General features: G+C 65.5%; 17 protein-coding genes. 5 read left to right on the forward strand and 12 right to left on the reverse strand.

The features are described 5' to 3' along the window. Positions 1-12: 12 nt before the first annotated feature. Positions 13-1,431: an amidase gene (locus ShzoTeo12_RS09120; RefSeq protein WP_318909319.1), complete on the reverse strand. Its 1,419-nt coding sequence runs from the start codon at positions 1,429-1,431 to the stop codon at positions 13-15. 67 nt (positions 1,432-1,498) lie between these two features. Further along, the gene (locus ShzoTeo12_RS09125) at positions 1,499-2,602 is read right to left on the reverse strand and encodes a hypothetical protein (protein WP_318909321.1); all 1,104 of its coding nucleotides are present in this window, start codon (positions 2,600-2,602) and stop codon (positions 1,499-1,501) included. Positions 2,603-2,882: 280 nt separating this feature from the next. Here ShzoTeo12_RS09125 and ShzoTeo12_RS09130 point away from each other — a divergent pair, with 280 nt between their 5' ends. Further along, positions 2,883-3,116: a hypothetical protein gene (locus ShzoTeo12_RS09130; RefSeq protein WP_318909322.1), complete on the forward strand. Its 234-nt coding sequence runs from the start codon at positions 2,883-2,885 to the stop codon at positions 3,114-3,116. Between the two features lie 95 nt (positions 3,117-3,211). On the opposite strand, the gene ShzoTeo12_RS09135 is transcribed toward ShzoTeo12_RS09130, so the two are convergent. The 10 genes from ShzoTeo12_RS09135 to ShzoTeo12_RS09180 form a co-directional block, all read right to left on the reverse strand. Next, positions 3,212-3,877 carry a TetR family transcriptional regulator C-terminal domain-containing protein gene (locus ShzoTeo12_RS09135; RefSeq protein ID WP_318912426.1) on the reverse strand — a complete coding sequence of 222 codons (666 nt, stop codon included), beginning with the start codon at positions 3,875-3,877 and terminating at the stop codon, positions 3,212-3,214. A gap of 95 nt (positions 3,878-3,972) precedes the next feature. Then, positions 3,973-4,596: a TetR family transcriptional regulator gene (locus ShzoTeo12_RS09140; protein ID WP_119256026.1), complete on the reverse strand. Its 624-nt coding sequence runs from the start codon at positions 4,594-4,596 to the stop codon at positions 3,973-3,975. A 6-nt stretch (positions 4,597-4,602) separates the two neighbouring features. Then, positions 4,603-7,737 (reverse strand): efflux RND transporter permease subunit, encoded by a 3,135-nt coding sequence (locus ShzoTeo12_RS09145; protein WP_119256025.1) that lies wholly within the window; start codon positions 7,735-7,737, stop codon positions 4,603-4,605. A gap of 11 nt (positions 7,738-7,748) precedes the next feature. Continuing rightward, a complete protein-coding gene (locus ShzoTeo12_RS09150) occupies positions 7,749-9,077 on the reverse strand; it encodes an efflux RND transporter periplasmic adaptor subunit (protein WP_318909325.1) in 1,329 nt (442 codons plus the stop codon). A 177-nt stretch (positions 9,078-9,254) separates the two neighbouring features. Then, the gene (locus tag ShzoTeo12_RS09155) at positions 9,255-10,256 is read right to left on the reverse strand and encodes an ABC transporter ATP-binding protein (protein WP_119256023.1); all 1,002 of its coding nucleotides are present in this window, start codon (positions 10,254-10,256) and stop codon (positions 9,255-9,257) included. 12 nt (positions 10,257-10,268) lie between these two features. Beyond that, complete coding sequence (locus tag ShzoTeo12_RS09160) at positions 10,269-11,333, reverse strand: Gfo/Idh/MocA family protein (protein ID WP_119256022.1); 1,065 nt, start codon at positions 11,331-11,333, stop codon at positions 10,269-10,271. Then, positions 11,330-12,172, reverse strand: coding sequence for a carbohydrate ABC transporter permease (locus ShzoTeo12_RS09165; protein WP_318909328.1), 843 nt, complete (start codon positions 12,170-12,172; stop codon positions 11,330-11,332). The genes ShzoTeo12_RS09160 and ShzoTeo12_RS09165 overlap by 4 nt, the downstream gene beginning before the upstream one ends. A gap of 14 nt (positions 12,173-12,186) precedes the next feature. Beyond that, the gene (locus ShzoTeo12_RS09170; RefSeq protein ID WP_119256020.1) at positions 12,187-13,137 is read right to left on the reverse strand and encodes a carbohydrate ABC transporter permease; all 951 of its coding nucleotides are present in this window, start codon (positions 13,135-13,137) and stop codon (positions 12,187-12,189) included. Positions 13,138-13,427: 290 nt separating this feature from the next. Next, the gene (locus ShzoTeo12_RS09175; protein ID WP_119256019.1) at positions 13,428-14,687 is read right to left on the reverse strand and encodes an ABC transporter substrate-binding protein; all 1,260 of its coding nucleotides are present in this window, start codon (positions 14,685-14,687) and stop codon (positions 13,428-13,430) included. Between the two features lie 44 nt (positions 14,688-14,731). Beyond that, complete coding sequence (locus ShzoTeo12_RS09180) at positions 14,732-15,625, reverse strand: N-acetylmuramic acid 6-phosphate etherase (protein WP_318909331.1); 894 nt, start codon at positions 15,623-15,625, stop codon at positions 14,732-14,734. Positions 15,626-15,821: 196 nt separating this feature from the next. On the opposite strand from ShzoTeo12_RS09180, the gene ShzoTeo12_RS09185 reads away from it, so the two are divergent. From ShzoTeo12_RS09185 to nagA, 4 genes are read left to right on the forward strand one after another with little or no spacing between them, the layout of a single operon-like run. Next, positions 15,822-16,709 (forward strand): N-acetylglucosamine kinase, encoded by an 888-nt coding sequence (locus tag ShzoTeo12_RS09185; protein ID WP_318909333.1) that lies wholly within the window; start codon positions 15,822-15,824, stop codon positions 16,707-16,709. Beyond that, positions 16,706-17,470, forward strand: coding sequence for a GntR family transcriptional regulator (locus tag ShzoTeo12_RS09190; protein ID WP_119256016.1), 765 nt, complete (start codon positions 16,706-16,708; stop codon positions 17,468-17,470). The genes ShzoTeo12_RS09185 and ShzoTeo12_RS09190 overlap by 4 nt, the downstream gene beginning before the upstream one ends. Before the next feature lie 24 nt (positions 17,471-17,494). Further along, positions 17,495-18,517 (forward strand): SIS domain-containing protein, encoded by a 1,023-nt coding sequence (locus tag ShzoTeo12_RS09195; RefSeq protein ID WP_119256015.1) that lies wholly within the window; start codon positions 17,495-17,497, stop codon positions 18,515-18,517. Then, positions 18,514-19,674 carry an N-acetylglucosamine-6-phosphate deacetylase gene (gene nagA / locus ShzoTeo12_RS09200; protein ID WP_318909336.1) on the forward strand — a complete coding sequence of 387 codons (1,161 nt, stop codon included), beginning with the start codon at positions 18,514-18,516 and terminating at the stop codon, positions 19,672-19,674. Before ShzoTeo12_RS09195 ends, nagA begins: the two co-directional genes overlap by 4 nt. Positions 19,675-19,738 lie beyond the last annotated feature (64 nt).

The raw sequence follows: 19,738 nt of genomic DNA on the forward strand, positions 1-19,738 counted from the left end.
GGGCCGGACTCCCTAGAATTCGGGATATCGGGCCAGCCAGTCCGTCGCCCGCTCATAGGCGGCGGCTGCGGCGAGCACGTCCCGGTCGCCCCGCGCGCGGCCGATGATCTGGATGCCGGCAGGCAGCCCGTTCGCGCCGAAGCCGGCCGGCATGGCTGCGACGGGAAGCCCGGCGAGCGTCGGGCCGATCACCACCTCCATCCAGCGGTGATAGGTATCCATCGTCCGCCCGTCGATCGCCTTCGGCCAGTCCAGCTCCGCATCGAAGGGGAAGACCTGCGCGGCGGGCAGGATCAGGAAATCGTAGGTCTCGAAAAGCCCGGCGACATGGCGGTGCCAGTCGCTGCGGCCGAGCGAGGCGGCGTAGATCTCCGCTCCCGTAAGGTCGTGGCCGTGCTCGATCTCCCAGATCATCTCCGGCTTCATGCGCGCCCGGCGTTTCGGATCGGCATAGTCGGCGGCCTGCCCGCCGGAAACGAGGAAATGGCGAAGCGTGCGCCAGACCTGCCAGAGCCGCGCCATGTCGAAGCCCGGCGGAACATCCTCCACCGAGCAGCCGAGCCGGCGGAAGACGTCGAGCGAGGCACGGCAGAGCTCCAGCACGCCCGGTTCGAAGGGAAGATACCCGCCGAAATCGCCGAGCCAGCCGATACGGGCGCCGGAAAGATCGCGGCTTCCGTCCAGCGACAGGTCCTCGTCGCGCAGCGAAAGCGGATCGCGCGGGTCGTGCCCGGCCTGGGTCGCAAGGAGCGCGGCCACATCGGCGACGCTGCGTCCCATCGGTCCGTTGACGGCAAGCTGACCGAGGAAGAGCTCGCTGCCGAGCGAGGGAATCCGGCCGAAGGACGGACGGAAGCCCACGACATTGTTGAAGGCCGCAGGGTTGCGCAGCGATCCCATCATGTCGCTGCCGTCGGCGACCGGAAGGATCCGCGCCGCCAGCCCCGCCGCCGCGCCGCCGGAAGAGCCCCCGGCGCTCTTCGTCCTGTCATAGGGATTGCGGGTGACGCCGAAGACCGGATTGTAGCTGTGCGAGCCGAGCCCCATCTCCGGCGCGTTGGTCTTGCCGATGATGATGGCGCCGGCCGCGCGGATGCGCTCGACATGGATGTCGTCATAGTCCGGCACGAAATCCGCGTAGTTCGCAGAGCCGAAGGAGCAGAGGATGCCCCTTGCCTCGGAAAGGTCCTTTACCGCGAAGGGCATGCCATGCAGCCAGCCACGATAGTTCCCGGCCGCAAGCGCCCGGTCCGCCTCCTCCGCCTCGGCGAGCAGCGCCTCGGCCGGGCGAAGGCTGACGATGGCGTTGATGCGCGGATTGACCGCCTCGATGCGCGAAAGATAGGCGGCCATCACCGTGCGGCAATCGAGCCGGCGCTCGGCGATGGCGGCGGAAAGGGCAAGGGCGGAAAGATCGGTGATGTCCTGCAAGGTCGGCGCTCCGGCAATCGTCTGATGCTAGAGCTAGCAGGCAGAGGCAGGCAGCGCCAGCCCGTCCCTAGCGCCGCGCCGCGCGCCGTTCGTCCAGCACCTCGGCCGCCTCCAGCAAGGTGGCGAAAAGGTAGGAGATCTTGTCGCTGCGCGTCTCGCCGTACCAGATCTGCGGCACCATCACGCGGAAGCGCGTTTCGAGGAGGTCGGCCAGCGCCTCCGTGTCGCCCATCCATTCCAGCATGTCGGCATAGAGGTTCATCACGCTCGGCGCCGGGAAGCGCGCCAGAAGGTCCTCGAACCCCTGCTTGACGAGGGCGGGATCGCACAGCGTATCGGCAAGCTGGTGGTCGCCGACATTGGTGTTCGTCTGATGGATCAGCGCATAGAAGCCGAGGCCGAAGCGGTCACCGGTCAGTTCCGCCGCCCGCCGGGCGAAATCCTCGAGGTCCCGCGCGTTCCGGCCCAGCCAGCGCGGCAGGATCATGCGGGCATGGGCGCGGCAGAGGTCAATATTGTAGCGGTCGAGTAGCCATGCCCGCTCGAAGCGCGCCTTGAACGTCTCGAAACTGCCCTCGTTCGCCGAACGGCGATAATCGCTCATGCGCCAGCTGAAATCCTTCGGATCGGCATGGCTGTCGAGAACGGCGTCCGCCTCCTTCAGCAGCGCTTCGAAGCCCTTCCACTGGTCAGTCGTCACCTCGTGCCCCCAGGCCGTGCCGCGCCGCATGAAGGCGGCGGTGCGCAGCGCATCGGCATAGGTCGCAGCGGAAAAGGCCGAGGGACTGCGCTCGAAGAACGCCCGGAAGGGCGCCAGCATGTCGCCCTGCGGCGGCGCAGCACCCGCATCGTCCGGCAGGCCCGAAAAGGGCTCCAGGAACCAGTCCCTGACGAGCGCATAGAGCGGCTTGCCGTTCGCAGCGATGGTGCCGCTCGCCCGCGCCGTCTCGAAGGCCTGACGATAGGCCTCAAAATCCCCCCGTCCCCATGCGGCGCGCATCGCATCGCGCTGCGGAACGAGGTCCGGCAACTCGTCGTGCAGCTCGACGAGATAGAGGTCATAATCGCGGACGAGGCTGCCTTCCAGCGACAGCGGCTCTTCTCCCCCAACGCCGGTCGGGCGGGTGGCATTCCGGTTGCGCCAGGCGCTGAAAATATCCTTGAAACCCATGTCGCGTGATCCCCCCGCCAGCCGGGAAACGATCTACCCGTCCCGCAATCGGAGAGGCAGCAGGACAGACGTTCACAACCGGGCGACTATTCGTGGCTATCACCGTTTTTTGAAGAACGCACGCTCTTTCCGCGCTTCATGCGTGATGCATTTCTCGTCCGACAGGGACCGGAAGGGTGACGGCAAACATGTTCCCGGCGGAACAACCTTGCGGCGTCTTGCCTGCGAGAATGCCATCGGATGAATGGTTCATCCTTTGACATGAAGAGAGGATATTGAAATGCGCAAGTTCATCCTGTCAGCCGTGGTCGCCATCGCCGCAGCGCTCTCCTTCGCCGCCCCCTCGCAGGCCGCCGGTTCCTATGGCGGCGGCTATGGCCACGGCTGGGGCGGCCATCACCGCCATGTCTCGCACTATTACGGCCATCACCATCGCCACTGCCATTGGAAGAAGGTCAAGCGCTACAACAAGTGGGGCCATGTCGTCATCAAGCGCGTGAGGGTCTGCCGCTAAGCGCCGGCCTCATCGACGGAACCGCCATGCCCCGGTTGCGCCGCGACCGGGGTTTTCGCGACGGCCGGGATTTTAGCAAAGGTATGGGCGCATGCCTATTCCGGCCGCGGTCCCTGCGGGGTGATATGGTTCGGAAAGGCGGTGGCGAGGAAGGCGACAGCCGCCTCCAGTGCCTTCTCCCGCGTGGTGCCGTCACCCATCGTCAGGCGCAGCCACAGGCCTTCCAGCAGGGTGCAAAGAGCGAGTGCGACCGCTTCCGGCTGGAAGGCGTAGCCACCCTCCGCCTTGAGGCCGGCGCAGAGCGAGATCACCGTCTCCTGATACTTGACGTCGCGCGCGCCGCAGAGCGCCTGGTAGGTCGGCCGCGACTTCGCCTCGCCCCAGAAGGCGCACCAGGCCGCCAGCTTGCGTCTCGTGCAGATCCTGCGGTCGAAATCGGCGTGGACGAGTGCCCAGATCCGGGCCGCCGGGCTCTCTCCCGCCTTCTCCAGCGCCGCGTTCCAATGGTCCGAATACTCCTCGGACATGAACTGCAGCGTGGCGACGAGCAGGTTTTCCTTGCTCTCGAAATGGAAGTTCACGATGCCGCGGGAAAGGCCGGCGCCATCGGCGACGTCGGCAAGCGTCGTGTCGGAATAGCCGCGCTTGGCAAGCGAATCGATCGTCGCCTCGATGAGCTGCTGCCGGCGCGTCGCCTTTGGGGCCTTGCGTACCCGTTTCTCGCCTTCGCCCGAGCCCTGTTCAGCCCCGCCTGCCCGCATCTTCGCCGTCACCCTGCCTCGCTTGTGCGCAGAAGAGCGGGACAATGCGCCCCGCTGTCAAGAACCTTCTGCGACAGGCAGGCAGCGGGCGCCACTCAGCCGGAGGGCGCGTGCGAGCCATAGGTGCGGAAAAGGCGGCGCAGGGCCTCCGTCCCCTCGCCTGCGATATCGAACCTGCGACCGAACAGCAGCCATTCCGAACAGAGCCCCTTGAGGACCCAGCGCAGCATGGATGCGGCGGAGCGGGGCGTCCAGCAGGCGCAGAGCTGGCCCTGCCGCTCAGCCTTGGCGAAGGCCGTTTCCAGCGTCTGCATGTGCTCGTCGTCGATGTCGTTCTGGCGCTCGGAGATACGGGCGAATTCGCCGGTGGCGTCGCAACGCAGGAGGATCGACAGGATGCGCTGGCGATGCTCGTCGGCGGCCAAGAGTTCCAGCCATTCCTTGCCGACCCGCTCCAGAACGGCGAGCACGTCGACATTCTCCGCCTCCAGCTCGCGGGCGATCAGGTCTTCCTGCGGCAGGGGAAGCGAATCGTAGAGTTCCAGCACGAGGTCCGCCCGGTTGGCGAAGTGCCAGTAGATGGCGCCGCGGGTGACCCCCGCGGCGCGCGCCACATCCTCCATGGAGGCATGGGCGACACCTTTTTCGTAGAAGACCTTCTCGGCCGCCAGCAGGATCTGCTGGCGGGTTTCCTTGGCCTCCGCCTTGGTCCGGCGCATGGCGGCCTACTCCGCCGGGCTTGCGGCCGGAGCCGGCTCCTCTTTCTTCTTCCCGTAGCCGAACAGCTTCATCACGAAGACGAAGAAGACCGGCACGAAGAAGATGGCGAGCACCGTGGCGGTGATCATGCCGCCCATGACGCCGGTGCCGATGGCCCGCTGGCTGCCCGCGCTGGCGCCCGTCGCGATGGCGAGCGGCAGAACGCCGAGCGTGAAGGCGAGCGAGGTCATCAGGATCGGGCGGAAGCGCAGGTGGCAGGCCTCGATGGTCGCCTCGATCAGCGACCGGCCGTCCGCCATCAGTTCCTTGGCGAACTCGATGATCAGGATCGCGTTCTTCGCCGAAAGGCCGATGATCGCGATGAGGCCCACCTTGAAGTACACGTCGTTCGACATGTCGCGGAGCGTCACTGCGATGACCGCGCCGATGACGCCGAGCGGCACGACGAGGATGACCGCGAACGGGATCGACCAGCTCTCATAGAGCGCCGCAAGGCACAGGAACACCAGGAGGATCGAGAGACCGACGAGGATCGGCGCCTGCGAACCCGACTGGATTTCCTGCAGCGACTGCCCCGTCCACTCGTAGCCGAAGCCCGGCGGCAGCTGAGCGGCAAGCCGCTCCATCTCGGTGATGGCATCGCCCGAGGAGAAGCCCGGCTTGGTGTCGCCGCTGATGCGGATCGACGGATAGCCGTTATAGCCCACGGTCTGCGTCGGCGCCTTCACCCATTCGGCGGTCGCGAATGCCGAGATCGGAACCATCCCGCCCTTGGAATTGCGGACGTTGAGGTTGAGGAGGTCGGCGATCTGCATGCGTTCGTTCTGGTCCGCCTGGACCGTCACGCGCTGCATGCGTCCCGCATTCGGGAAGTCGTTGACGTAGGTCGAGCCCAGATTGGTCGAGATCGTCGTGTTGATGTCCGCGAAGGTCACGCCGAAGGTGTTGGCCTTCTCGCGGTCGATCACGATGTTGACCTGCGCGGCGTCCGGCATCCCGTCGACGCGCACGCCCGTGATGACGTTGCTCTTGCCGGCAAGATCGAGGAGCTGAGCCGTCGCGGCCGAAAGGGCCTGCTGGCCGAGGCCGCCGCGGTCCTGGAGACGGAAGGAGAAGCCGCCCGTCGTGCCGAGGCCCTGGATCGGCGGCGGCGACAGCGCGAAGCTGATCGCATCCTTGATCTGGCTCATCGCCATGCTGGCGCGCCCTGCGATCGACTGGGCCGAATCGTCCGGTCCGCGCACGCTCCAGTCCTTCAGCGTCACGAAGGCAAGACCTGCATTCTGGCCCGCGCCGAAGAACGAGAAGCCATTGATGCCGACGATGGTGTCGACCGCCGGCTCCTTGCCGAAGATCTTCTCGGTCTGCGAAAGCACTTCGTCCGTACGGTGGCCGGTCGCCTCCGAGGGAAGCTGCATCATGACGATCACGAAGCCCTGGTCTTCGTCCGGCAGGAACGAGGACGGCAGCTTCATGAACATGTAGCCGAGGCCGGCGAGGATCGCGAGATAGATCACCATCACGCGGCCTGCCTTGCGGACCAGCCAGCCGACCGTGCCGCTATAGCCTCTCGAGCTGCGGTCGAAGCTGCGGTTGAACCAGCCGAAGAAGCCACGCTTCTCGTGATGGTGTCCCTTCGGAACCTGCTTGAGGAAGCTGCCGGCGAGCGCCGGGGTCAGCGACAAGGCGAGGAAGGCCGAGAAGAGGATCGAGACGACCATCGTCAGCGAGAACTGCTGGTAGATGACGCCGACCGCACCGGGGAAGAAGCCCATCGGAATGAACACCGAGGCGAGCACCAGCGTGATGCCGATGACGGCGCCGGTGATCTGCTTCATCGCCTTGCGGGTCGCCTCCTTGGGAGGCAGCCCCTCTTCCGACATGATGCGCTCGACGTTCTCCACGACGATGATCGCATCGTCCACGAGAATGCCGATGGCGAGCACCATGGCGAACATGGTCAGGACGTTGATCGAGAATCCCATAGCGAGCATGACGGCACAGGTACCGAGCAGCGCGACCGGAACGACGAGCGTCGGGATGATCGTGTAGCGGATGTTCTGCAGGAACAGGAACATCACGAGGAACACGAGGCCGACGGCTTCGAGCAGCGTATGCAGAACCTTCTCGATCGACACCTTCACGAAGGGCGACGTGTCGTAGGGGATCGAATATTCTATGCCCGGCGGGAAGAACTTCGCCAGTTCATCCATGCGCGCCTTGATCGCTTCGGACGTCGCCATGGCGTTGCCGCTCGGCGAAAGCTGAACGCCGATGGCGGCGGAAGGCTGGCCGTTGAGGCGCGTCGAGAACGAATAGGTCTCGCCGCCCACTTCGACACGCGCCACGTCGCGCAGGCGCACGGCCGAACCGTCCGCATTGGCGCGCAGCACGATGGCGCCGAACTCCTCCGGCGTCGTGAGCTGGCCCTTGATGTTGACGGGAGCTGCGATCTGCTGGGTGATCGGGTTCGGCTGGGCACCGATGCTGCCGGCCGCGATCTGCGCGTTCTGCGCCTGCACGGCGGCGGTGACGTCCGCGGCCGTCAGGTTGAGGCCGAGCATCTTGGCCGGATCGAGCCAGACGCGCATGGAGCGCTGGGTCGCGAAGAGCTGCGCACGACCGACGCCGGGCACGCGCTGGATTTCCGACAGGATGTTGCGGTTCAGGTAGTCGCCGAGGCTGATGGCGTCCATCGAGCCGTCGGTGGAGGTAAGCGAGACAATCAGCAGGAAGCCGGAGCCGGCTTCTTCGACCTGCACGCCCTGGCGGCGGACCGAATCGGGAAGACGCGGCTCGACGCGGCTGACGCGGTTCTGCACGTCGACCGAGGCCTGGCTCGGATCGGTGCCCGGCGCGAAGGTGATGTTGATTTCGGCCGAACCGGCGGCACTGGAGGTCGATTCGAAGTAGAGCAGGCCGTCGACGCCGTTCAGCTCATCCTCGATGAGCTTGGTGACGCTCTGGTAGGTGTCCTGCGAGGACGCGCCGGAATAGGTCGTCGAGACCGAGATCTGCGGCGGGGCGACGTTCGGATATTGCGCGATCGGCAGGAGCGGGATGGAGATGGCGCCGGCGATCATGATGAAGATCGCGACGACCCAGGCGAAAATCGGCCTGTCGATAAAGAAACTGGGCATAGTCCGGATCCTTACTTTGCCTGCTCGGTCTTGGCGGCATCGCCGCCTTCGGCCTTGCCGGCATCGCCGGTCTTGGCGGCACCTTCGCCGCCCTCAGCCTTGCCAGCCGGGGCAGCGCCCTCGGTCTTGGCATCCTTGCCGGCTTCCGCAGCGCCGCCTTCGGCGGGCGTCTTGGCAGCGTTGGCGACAGCATTCGGGTCCCATTCGGACGGCACGACTTCAGCGCCCGGCTGGACCTTCTGGAAGCCCTCGACGATGATCTTCTCGCCGTCCTTCAGGCCTTCGGTGATGACCCAGCGCGTGCCGGCGGCACGGCCGACGTGAACCGGACGCGGACCGGCCTTGTTGTCGGCGGAAACGACATAGACGAGCGCACTGCCCGAGGCGTCGCGCTGCACGGCCTGCTGCGGCACGAGAACGGCGCCCCTCTCGATGCCCTGTTCGATCTGCACGCGCACATACATGCCCGGCAGGAGGTCGCCATCGGGATTCGGGAATTCGCCGCGCAGCGTCACCTGGCCGGTCGATTCGTCGACGGCCGCTTCGGAGAACAGCAGCTTGCCCGGCTGCGCATAGGTCGAACCGTCGTCGAGCATCAGCGTGACGTCGGCCGAATTGTTGTCGGCCATCAGGTCGCCGTCCTGCAGCGCCTTGCGCAGGCGGATGAGGTCGGTCGCCGACTGGGTGAAGTCGGCATAGACCGGATCGAGCTGCTGGATGGTCGCCAGGTTCTCCGTGCCGTTGGCCGAGACCAGCGCGCCTTCGGTGATGAGCGCGCGGCCGATTCGGCCGCTGATCGGCGCCTTCACCTCGGTATATTCGAGATTGAGCTTGGCCGTCGCGAGACCGGCTTCCGCGATCGCGACATCGGCATCGGCCTGCGCCAGCTTGGCGACGGCGTCGTCATAAGCCTGTGCGGAAGCGACGTTGGACTTCCGGAGCTGCTCCTGGCGAACGGTGTCGTTCTTCGCCTGGGCCTGTACGGCCTTGGCGCGGCGCAACGTCGCCTCGGCGCTTTCGACCTGCACCTGGAACGGCGCCGGATCGATGCGGTAGAGCACGTCGCCTTCCTTGACCAGCGAGCCCTGCTCGAAGACGCGTTCGATGACGATGCCCGTCGCGCGCGGACGAACTTCGGCCGTGCGCGTCGCCGCGATGCGGCCCGGCAGGTCGTTGGTGATCGGCACGTCTTCCGCCTTGACGGTGATGGTGGCCACCTGCGGCGGCGGGAAGCCCCCCGCTCCCTGCGGCGCCTGTTCGTCCTTACAGCCGGCGAGAATCATGAGGGCGCCAAAGGTCGCAATCGAAATCGGTCTCGTAAAACGCATGGGTTCTTCCATAGGCGATGTCGGCAAAAGGCCGGCAAGGAGCTGAAAACGTGAAGATGCGGTGACCGCAGGATCACCGCATCGCAACATACAAACAAGGCTGTATGTTAGTTTCTGTCTTTTGACAACTGAGGATAGCCGCGAGAAAGGCAGCAATCCACCCTCATCACAAAATTGTGATGAGGGTCCTCAACGTATCGCTCGGCCATCCGCGTCGAAACGATGCGTCTGACCCGCCGCGGGCGTCGCGAAGACGACGTCGTCGACCGCATAGTGATGCTCGCCGAACAGCCGTGCCGTAAGCGCACCCACCTTTTCCGATTCGAGATAGACGATCGTATCGGCGCCGAGGTGCTCGACATGCACGACCTTGCCCTGCCATTCGCCGCTCTCGCGCGACAGCGTGATGTGCTCCGGGCGCACCCCGACAGTTTTCGCGCCCGCGACACCGAGGCGCGCCGCATCGATGAAGTTCATGCCCGGCGAACCGATGAAGCCGGCGACGAAGAGGTTGGCCGGACGGTTGTAGAGTTCCATCGGCGAACCGACCTGCTGGATCACGCCCGCATCCAGAACGACGATCTTGTCCGCCAGCGTCATCGCCTCAACCTGGTCATGCGTGACGTAGATCATCGTCGCCTTCAGCTCGCGGTGCAGCCTTGCGATCTCCAGACGCGTGTTGACGCGCAGCGCCGCGTCGAGATTCGACAGCGGCTCGTCGAAGAGGAAGAGCTTCGGTTCGCGCACGATGGCGCGGCCGATGGCGACGCGCTGGCGCTGGCCGCCGGAAAGCTCCGCCGGGCGCCGGGCGAGATATTTCTCCAGCGACAGCATGGCCGAGGCCTTGTCGACGCGCTTGTCGATTTCGGGCTTCGGCGTGCCGGCCTGCTTGAGGCCAAGACCCATATTGTCCTTGACCGACAGGTGCGGATAGAGCGCGTAGGACTGGAACACCATGGCGATGCCGCGCTTGGCCGGCGGCACCGTCGCCACTTCCGTCCCGTCGATGGTGATCGAGCCGGACGTCGCGTCCTCGAGGCCGGCGATGATGCGCAGCAGCGTGGACTTGCCGCAGCCCGAGGGGCCGACGAAGATGACGAATTCGCCGTCCTTCACGTCAAGGTCGATGCCCTTGATCACATCGACATTGCCGAAGGACTTGCGTACGGATTTGAGTTGAAGAGAGCCCACCCGATATCCCCTTTAGAGCTTGACCGTCTGACCGGTTCTGACACTTTCGTCGGCGGCGAGGCAGATCCTGAGCGACTGCACCGCATCGTCCATGTGCCGTGAAAGATCGATGTCCTCACGGATCGCCTTCAGCACGAAGGCCTGTTCGCGGTCGCACAGTTCCTGATGGCCGGGCTCGCCCGCCATCTTCAGGTCCTCGTCCGGCGACAGGAACTTCCCGTCCGGCCCGGTCGCCGCGTTGTGAAGGCGGATGACCGCCGTCTTGGTGTGCGTGTCGATGTCGTCGGACTTGGCGTTCGGGTCCATGACGATGGAGACCGAGCCGTTCGGCGACATGACGTCCTTCACGAAGAAGGCCGTTTCCGAGATCATCGGGCCCCAGCCCGCCTCGTACCAGCCGAGCGAACCGTCGTCGAACAGCACCTGGAGATGGCCGTAATTGTACATGTCCGGCGCAATCTCGTTCGACAGGCGCAGGCCCATGCCGCGCACTTCGACGGGCTTGGCGTCGGTGATCTGGCACATCACGTCGACATAGTGCACGCCGCAGTCGACGATGGGCGGCGTGGTCTGCATCAGCGCCTTGTGGGTCGCCCAGGTCGGCCCGCTCGACTGCTGGTTCAGGTTCATGCGGAAGACGTAAGGCCCGCCAAGCTTGCGCGCCTCGTCGATGAGCCGCATCCACGAGGGATGATGGCGCAGGATGTAGCCGACGATCAGCTTGCGGCCGTTGGCGCGGGCACAGGCGACGACGCGCTCGGCATCGGCGACCGTGGTGGCCAGCGGCTTTTCCACGAAGACATGGGCGCCCGCTTCCATCGCCGCGATGGCGAATTCGGCATGGCTGTCCGAATAGGTGTTGATCGAGCAGAGCTCCGGCTTCAACTCCTTCAGCGCCTCCGGGAAGGACGGCAGGATCTCATAGCCTTCGAGGCCTTCCGGAACGGCGACCTTCGAACGGTTGACGAGACCGACGATCGTAAAGCCCGGATTTTCGTGATAGGCGAGCGCATGGCTCCTGCCCATGTTGCCGAGACCGGCGGAAAGGACACGGATGGGGGTCATGGCAGAGTTCACTTTACAGCTCCCGAAGTGATGCCGCGGATCAGTTGCCGCGAGAAGACGAGGTAGAGGACGAGGACGGGGAAGATCGCCAGCGACAGCGCCGCGAGCACCGCGTTCCAGTTGGTGACGAACTGGCCGATGAAGATCTGCGAGCCCAGCGTGACCGTCTTGGTCGCCTCGCTCGGCGCCAGGATCAGCGGGAACCACAGGTCGTTCCAGATCGGGATCATCGTGAAGACGGCGACCGTGGCCATGGCCGGCCGCACCAGCGGCAGCACGAGGCGGAAGAAGATCGCATATTCCGAAAGCCCGTCGATGCGGCCGGCATTCTTGAGGTCGTCGGAGACGGTCCGCATGAATTCCGACAGGATGAACACGGCGAGCGGGATGCCCTGCGCCGTATAGACCAGGATCAGCGCCGTCAGCGTGTTGACGAGACCCGTCGCCACCATGCCCTGCAGGATCGCGACCGTGCCGAGGCGGATCGGGATCATGATGCCGATGGCGAGATAGAGGCCCATCATCGTGTTGCCGCGGAAGCGGTATTCCGAAAGAGCGAAGGCGGCCATGGCGCCGAACAGCAGCACCAGGGCGATGGCGATCACCGTGACGATGAAGCTGTTCTGGAAGTAGGTGGCGAAATCCCCCTGCCCCAGCACCGTGTAATAGCCGACGAGGTCGAAGGTCTTGGTGGTCGGCAGCTGCATCGGATTGCGGAAGATCGCGTTGCGATCCTTCATCGAATTGATGAGCGTCAGGAACACCGGGAAGACCGAGACCACCGCATAGGCGATCAGGGCGAGGTGAACGAAGGACGAGCGGGCGAGCGAGGTGCGTGCCTTGTTGGACATGTCGGGCCCTCCGGTCAGAACTGGTAGCGACGCATGCGCCGCTGGATCACGAAGAGATACAGCGAGACACCGGCGAGGATGATGAGGAACATGACCGTCGCGATCGTCGCGCCCATCGAACGGTCGCCGAGTTGGAGCTGGAAACCGAAGAAGGTGCGGTAGAGCAGCGTGCCGAGGATGTCGGTGGACTTGTCCGGCCCGGCCAGCGCGCCCTGCACGGTGTAGACGAGGTCGAAGGCATTGAAGTTGCCGACGAAGGTGAGGATCGAGATGATGCCGATGGCCGGCATGATCAGCGGCAGCTTGATCTTCCAGAACTGGCTCCAGCCCGTCACGCCGTCGCATTCGGCCGCTTCGACCACTTCTTCCGGGATGTTCAGCAGCGCCGCATAGATCAGCATCATCGGAATGCCGACATATTGCCAGACGGAGATCAGCGACACGGCGATCAGCGCCGAGCCGGGCTTGCCGAGCCAGGGCGAGAACAGCGACTTCAGGCCGACGAGATCCATGAGATAGGGCGAAACGCCCCAGATCGGCGAAAGGATCAGCTTCCAGATGAAGCCGACGATCACGAAGGAGAGCAGCGTCGGCAGGAAGATCGCCGTGCGGTAGAAGGCGGCGAAGCGCAGCTTGGGCAGCGACAGCATGGCCGCGAGCGCCACGCCGATCGGATTCTGCACCAGCATGTGGATGACGAAGAAGACGAAGTTGTTCCTGAGCGCGTTCCAGAAGTCCGCCGCCCAGCGCTCGTCGCCGAACAGGACCTTGAAGTTGCCAAGGCCGACGAAGGTCGATTGACCGTCCACGACGTTGAACAGGGACAGGCGCAGCGTCTCGATCAGCGGCAGGATCATGACCGCCGAATAGACGATGAAGGCAGGCAGCAGGAAAACGCCGATATGCCAGCGCATGGGACGCTTGATCGGCTCTGCTGCATCACGGGAAGAAGGTATGTCGCTCATGGCCCAGCTTGCCCCTCCGGTTGTTGTTCGTTCGGTTTTTGCATGCGCGAACGCCGTGCGCGGCAGCCCGGCCGCACATGACAAGTTCAGCATACACGATAGTGACGGGGTCGCTGCCCCAATCTGCCCTTCGGCGGCCTCTGTCCACCGGGACGAAGAGGCGATGCGGCAGGCGCGTCTGCAATAGTCAGCCGCGCCGCCCGGGTCCCTCCCCCCGCGCATGAGCGGGGAGAGGACCGGAGCGGGAAAGCCCGCTCCTCAAGCAAAGTCCGGCAGCCGAAGCGCGAGGCTTACTTCGCCGGCTTGTACCAGCTGTCGAGGCCCTTCTGGAGCTTTTCGGCGGCCACTTCCGGCGTGTCGGTGCCGTTGATGACGTTGGCCGATTCCGTCCAGGTCTCGTTTTCGAGGTTCGGCGTGCCGCGCGACAGGATCTGGTAGGTCGAACGGATCGTCGGCTTGCACTTTTCGCGCCAGGAGACGAATTCCTGCGCCAGCGGGTCGGCCATCTTCACGGCCGTCGAGTTCAGGCTGAAGAAGCCCGGCAGCGAGTTGGCGTAGATGTCGGCGAATTCCGGCGAGGAGACGAAGGTCAGGAACTTCTTGGCGGCGTCCGCATTCGGGCTCTTGGCATTGAGGCCGATGCCGATGTCGTTGTGGTCCGAGATGTAGCAGGTGTCGCCGGCATTCTTCACCGGCGGCGGGAAGGCGCCCATCTTGAACTGCGCCTGCGTGTTGAACAGGCCGATTTCCCAGGAGCCGGCCGGATAGATGGCGGCGCGGCCGAGCGTGAAGAGGTTCTGGCTGTCCGGATAGGTCTGCGCCTCGAAGCCGTCGCCGAGATAGTCCTTCCACTTGGCGAGGACGCGATAGGGCTCGACCCAGCCTTCGTCGGTCAGCTTCTGCTCGCCCTTGATCAGCGCCTTGCGGCCTTCTTCACCCTTCCAGTAGGTCGGGCCGATGTTCTGGTAGCCCATGGTGGCAGCTTCCCAGAGGTCCTTCGTGCCCATGGCCATCGGGATGTAGTTGCCGTCCGCCTTGATCTTGTCGAGCATGGCGAAGAATTCGGCTTCCGTGGCCGGCGGCGTGATACCGAGCTGCTCGAAGGCGTCCTTGTTGTAGATGAAGCCGTGGATGACCGAGGCCATCGGCACGCAGAAGGTCTTGGAGCCGTCGTCCGTCGTCCAGGCCGACTTGGCGACGTCGGAGAAGTTCTCCATGCCCGGCAGGTCGTTGAGGGCGGTCAGATGACCCTTGTTGAAGAGTTCGAGCGAGGCGTCGAACGGACGGCAGGTGATGAGGTCGCCCGCCGAGCCGGCGTCCAGCTTGGCGTTGAGCGCGGCATTGTACTCGGTCGGCGCGGTCGGCGCGAAGACGACCTTGATGCCCGGGTTCTTCGCTTCGAAGGCCGGGATGATCTTTTCCTGCCAGATGGCGAGGTCGTCGTTGCGCCAGCTTTCGACCGTCAGCGTGACGTCCGCCGCCTGAGCGATCCCGGCCGTGCCGAGGATGCTCGTGGCAAGAAGCAGACCTTTGATAGCGTTGCGTGTCATTGCATTCTCCCCTTTTATGCGCCGTAGCGCGTTTTGAGACCAGTTTATCCGATGGAATTGAGGGCGCGGCGAAGGCTCTGCCCCGAACGCTCCAGCGCTGCCTGTGCGGCGCCGGGATCCTCCGCCCCCGCGGCCAGAAGCACGGCCGCCTTGACCGAGCCCCCGGAGCGCGCAAGAAGGCGCTCCGCCTCGTCGAGCCCGACACCCGAAATGTCGGAAACGATGCGGCAGGCGCGCCCTTTCAATTTGATGTTGTCGGCCTTGAGATTGACCATGTGCCCGTCATGGACATGGCCGAGATGGATGCCGACGAGCGTCGAGAATAGGTTGAAGGCGATCTTCTGCGCCGTGCCGGCGCCCATGCGCGTCGAGCCGGAAATCACCTCCGGCGGCGTCTGCAGAAGAATGGAGACATCGGCGCCCTTAAAGAGCGGCGCGCCCGGATTGTTGGCCATCGCGACGACGCGGGCGCCCTGCTCCCTCGCATGGGCGGCCATCGCCAGCGCATAGGGCGTGCTGCCGCTCGCGGAAACGCAGATCACGCAGTCCTTCGCATCGACGCCGGCGGAAACGGCATCGTTCACGGCAAGGTCGCGGTCGTCTTCATAGCCGCCGGCAAGGTCGACGAGGCTCGCGGCACCGCCGGCGAGCAGGATGACGATGCGGTCATGCGCGATGCCGTAGGTGCCGGGAAGCTCGAGCGCATCCGCCATGGCCATGAGGCCGGAACTGCCGGCGCCGGCATAGACGAGGCGGCCGCCGGAAAGAAGCGCATCGGCGGCAAGGCGGGCGGCGGCGGCGATATCGGCAAGCGCGGCATCGACCACGGCGGCCGCGGCCTTCTGCCCATCCGCAAGCACTTTCAGCGCGTCCACGGGCTGACGTTCGTCCAGCCCGTTCGCCTGATCATGCCTGCCCTCGGTCCTGCCTGCGGCCATGTCGTTTCTCCTCTGGCCGAAATTAATGCCAAAAAAATACCAATTGTCCATAGGAAATTAATTTATGAGACCACTTTTTTGGCCTCAAATATTTTAATCGATAAAAATCAGTTAGTTACGTAAAAGCTGATTTTCGATACCACCATACCCCTTGGTTAATGGTATTTTTTTGGTATCGTTGTGCTCGGAGGTGCCCATGACTGACTATATTCTCGGTATCGACGGTGGGGGAACGAGCTGCCGCGCGGCGGTGGCGCGGCCGGACGGCATCATCCTCGGTCGCGGCAAGAGCGGCGCGGCCAATATCCTGACCGATCCCAACAACGCGATCATCTCTATCACGGAAGCGGCGAAAGCCGCCTATCGCGACGCCGGGCTCGACGAAGCCGGCGTCAACGGCGCCTCGGCCTTTCTCGGCCTTGCCGGCACCAATGTCGGCGACCTTACCCGCTACGTGCACGACCGCCTGCCCTTCCGCCACACCGACATCGACAGCGACGGCCTGATCGCCCTTCAGGGCGCGATCGGCGACGGCGACGGCGCGGTGGCGATCCTCGGCACCGGTTCCATCTATATGGCGCGCCGGAACAACACCGTCCGCTATATCGGCGGCTGGGGCTTCACCGTCGGCGATCTCGGCGGCGGCGCGCGGCTCGGCCATGCGCTTCTCCAGGAGGCGCTGCTCGCCCATGACGGCGTGCATCCGCGCTCGGGCGTTACCGACGCCATCCTGGAGGAATTCAGGGGCGATCCGCGCGGCATCGTCGAATTCGCGCGCCTTTCCAAGCCCGGCGACTTCGGCCGCTTCGCCCCCGTCCTCTTCGATCATGCCCGCCGGGGCGACGCCCAGGCGATCGCCATCGTCAAGGCGGGCGCGGCGACGGTGAACGAATCCCTCGACGCCATCATGGCGCTTGCCGGCGAACAGCGCCTCTGCCTGCTCGGCGGCCTTGCGCCGATCTATCCGGAATGGCTGTGCGAACGGCACCGCTCGATCCTCGTCGAGGCCGAGGCCGATGCGCTGACCGGCGCCGTGGCGCTCGCCGCCAAGGGCTACCGGCAAAGAGCGGGAGCGGCCGCATGAGCACGCCCCTTTCCGCCATCCTGACGCCGGAAAGCCTGCAATCGGGCGTGCCCGGTCCGCTCTACCTGAAGCTCCGCCAGACGCTGGAGGACGCCATCACCTCCGGCAAGCTGAATTACGGCGACGCCCTGCCGGCGGAACGCGACCTTGCCGACCATGCCAATGTCAGCCGCGTCACCGTGCGCAAGGCCGTCGACGATCTTGTCAAGGACGGCCTTCTGGTCCGCCGCCACGGCTCCGGCACCTTCGTCGCAAAGCCGGTCTCCAAGGTGCAGCAGTCGCTCTCGCGCCTCACCTCCTTCACCGAGGACATGGCACGGCGCGGCCTGACGACGCGCGCCGAGTGGATCGACCGCGGCCTCTTCCATCCCTCGCCCGACGAGATGATGATGCTCGGCCTGCCCGCCGACGCGCTCGTCGCCCGCCTCGGGCGCCTGCGCGTTGCCGACGACATGCCGCTCGCCATCGAGCGCGCCTGCATCTCCGCCGAGTTCCTGCCCGATCCCATGCAGGTGCAGGGCTCGCTCTATGCCGCGCTGGAAAAGCGCGGCTGCCGCCCGGTACGCGCCGTGCAGCGCATCTCCGCCTACAACATGAAGGACCCGGACGCCTCGATGCTCGGCGTGCCGCCGGGTGCGGCAGGCCTTTCCATCGAGCGCATCTCCTATCTGCGCACCGGCCGGGTCGTCGAGTTCACCCGCTCCATCTACCGCGGCGACGCCTACGACTTCGTCGCCGAACTGACGCTGTCCGACACGTGAGCGTCCAATCGCAAAGGGAATTCCATGCAGACCAACATGCGAAAAGAGATCAATGAAATCCCCGAAGCGGCGGCCCGCCTGCTTGCCGGCTCCGCCGACGCCATCGCCGCTGCCGGCAAGGCGCTGCGCGAGCGCGACCCGCAGTTCTTCGTCACGGTCGCCCGCGGCTCTTCCGACCATGCGGCCCTCTTCCTGAAATATGCGATCGAACTCACCGCCGGCCGGCCGGTCGCTTCCCTCGGCCCATCGCTCGCCTCGATCTACGGCGCGAAGCTGAAGCTCGGCGGCGGCGCCGCCATTGCCATCTCCCAGTCGGGCAAGAGCCCGGACATCGTCGCCATGGCCGATGGCGCCACGAAGGGCGGCGCGATCTCCATCGCGCTCACCAACACGCTGCCCTCGCCGCTCGCCGATGCCTGCACCCATTCGCTCGATCTTTCGGCCGGCCCGGAAATCAGCGTCGCGGCGACGAAGTCCTATGTGAATTCCATCGTCGCCGGCCTTGCCGTGCTCGCCGAATGGACGGGCGACGCCGATCTCGACCGCGCCGTGAAGAACCTGCCGGAACAGTTCGCCAAGGCCGTCGCGCTCGACTGGTCCGAGCTTGCCGGCGACCTCAAGGACGCGCAGTCGCTCTATGTCCTCGGCCGCGGCCCGGGCCTTGCCATCGCGAGCGAGGCCGCGCTGAAGTTCAAGGAAACCTCGGGCATGCATGCCGAGGCCTATTCCTCGGCGGAAGTGCTGCACGGCCCCGTTGCCCTCGTCGGCCCCTCCTTCCCGGTGATCGCCCTTGCCGCCCGCGATGCGGCCGAAGCCTCCGTCACCGGCATGGCCGACAGCCTCGCCGAGCGCGGCGCCTATGTCGGCATCACCGCGGCCGGCGCCAAAAGCGCGCGAAAACTGCCCTTCGTCGCCACGGGACATCCGATCACCGACGCGCTGGCGCTGATCGTTCCCTTCTACGGCTTCGTCGAAGCCTGGTCGCGCGGGCGCGGCCTCGATCCCGACAAGCCGGTCAACCTCAAGAAAGTGACGGAAACCCGATGACAGCCCTCACCGCCATTACCGGAGCCCGGATCTTCGACGGCAATCTGTGGCATGACGACAGCGCGCTTATCGTCGAGGGCGGCAAGGTCGCCGCCATCGCCGCGCTGCGCGACGTGCCGGCCGACGCCCGGATCGTGCCGATGGACGGGCTTTCGCTCGTTCCCGGCTTCATCGATCTCCAGGTCAATGGCGGCGGCGGCGTGCTGCTCAACGAGCAGCACAATGTCGAGGGCATCCGCACCATGTGCGCCGCCCATGCCCGGTTCGGCACCACCGGCCTTCTGCCGACGCTGATCACCGACAACCGCGAGGTGACCGCGAAGACCATCGCGGCCGGCCTTGCGGCGCACGAAGCGGGCGTGCCCGGCTTCCTCGGCCTGCATCTCGAAGGCCCGCATCTTTCCATCGCCCGCAAGGGCGCACACGACCCGGCCCTCATCCGGCCGATGGAACAGGCAGACCTCGAGCGCACCATCGCCGCCCGCAAGGGCCTCGATACCCTGCTGATGACGCTCGCGCCGGAAAACGCGACCAACGAGCAGATCGCCGCGCTCCATGCGGCCGGCGTCACCGTCAGCCTCGGCCATTCCGACAGCAGCTATGCCACGGCGGCGGCGGCCGTCGAGGCGGGCGCGCACATGATGACGCATCTCTTCAACGCCATGAGCCAGCTCGGCAACCGCGAGCCCGGCATGGTCGGCGCGGCGCTCGATCTTGGCCATGTCAATGCCGGCCTGATCGCCGACGGCTACCATGTCCACCCCGTCGCCATCCGCGCGGCGCTCCGGGCAAAGCGCGGCCCCGGCCGCATCTTCCTCGTCACCGACGCCATGTCGCCCATCGGCACGGACATGACGAGCTTCTTCCTCAATGGCCGCGAGATCTTCCGCGAGGGCGGGCGCCTGACGCTGGCCGACGGCACGCTCGCCGGCGCGGACATCGATATGGCCTCCTGCGTGCGCTACATGCGCGACGCCGTGGGCATCGATATGGAAGAGGCCCTGCGCATGGCCTCGCTCTATCCCGCCGAGGCCATCGGCATGACCGGCCGCAAGGGCCGCCTCACCCATGGCCACGACGCCGATTTCGCGGTCATCGACGACGGCGTGAATGTCCTGTCGACCTGGATCGGCGGCACTCCGGTCTTCAATGCCTGATGCGTGACGGCCCCGCCGCTCTCCTTGCGGACAGCGGCGGAATCGGCTCTACCCGAGCCCAGCA

Source organism: Shinella zoogloeoides (genome assembly GCF_033705735.1).
GTDB lineage: Bacteria > Pseudomonadota > Alphaproteobacteria > Rhizobiales > Rhizobiaceae > Shinella > Shinella zoogloeoides_A.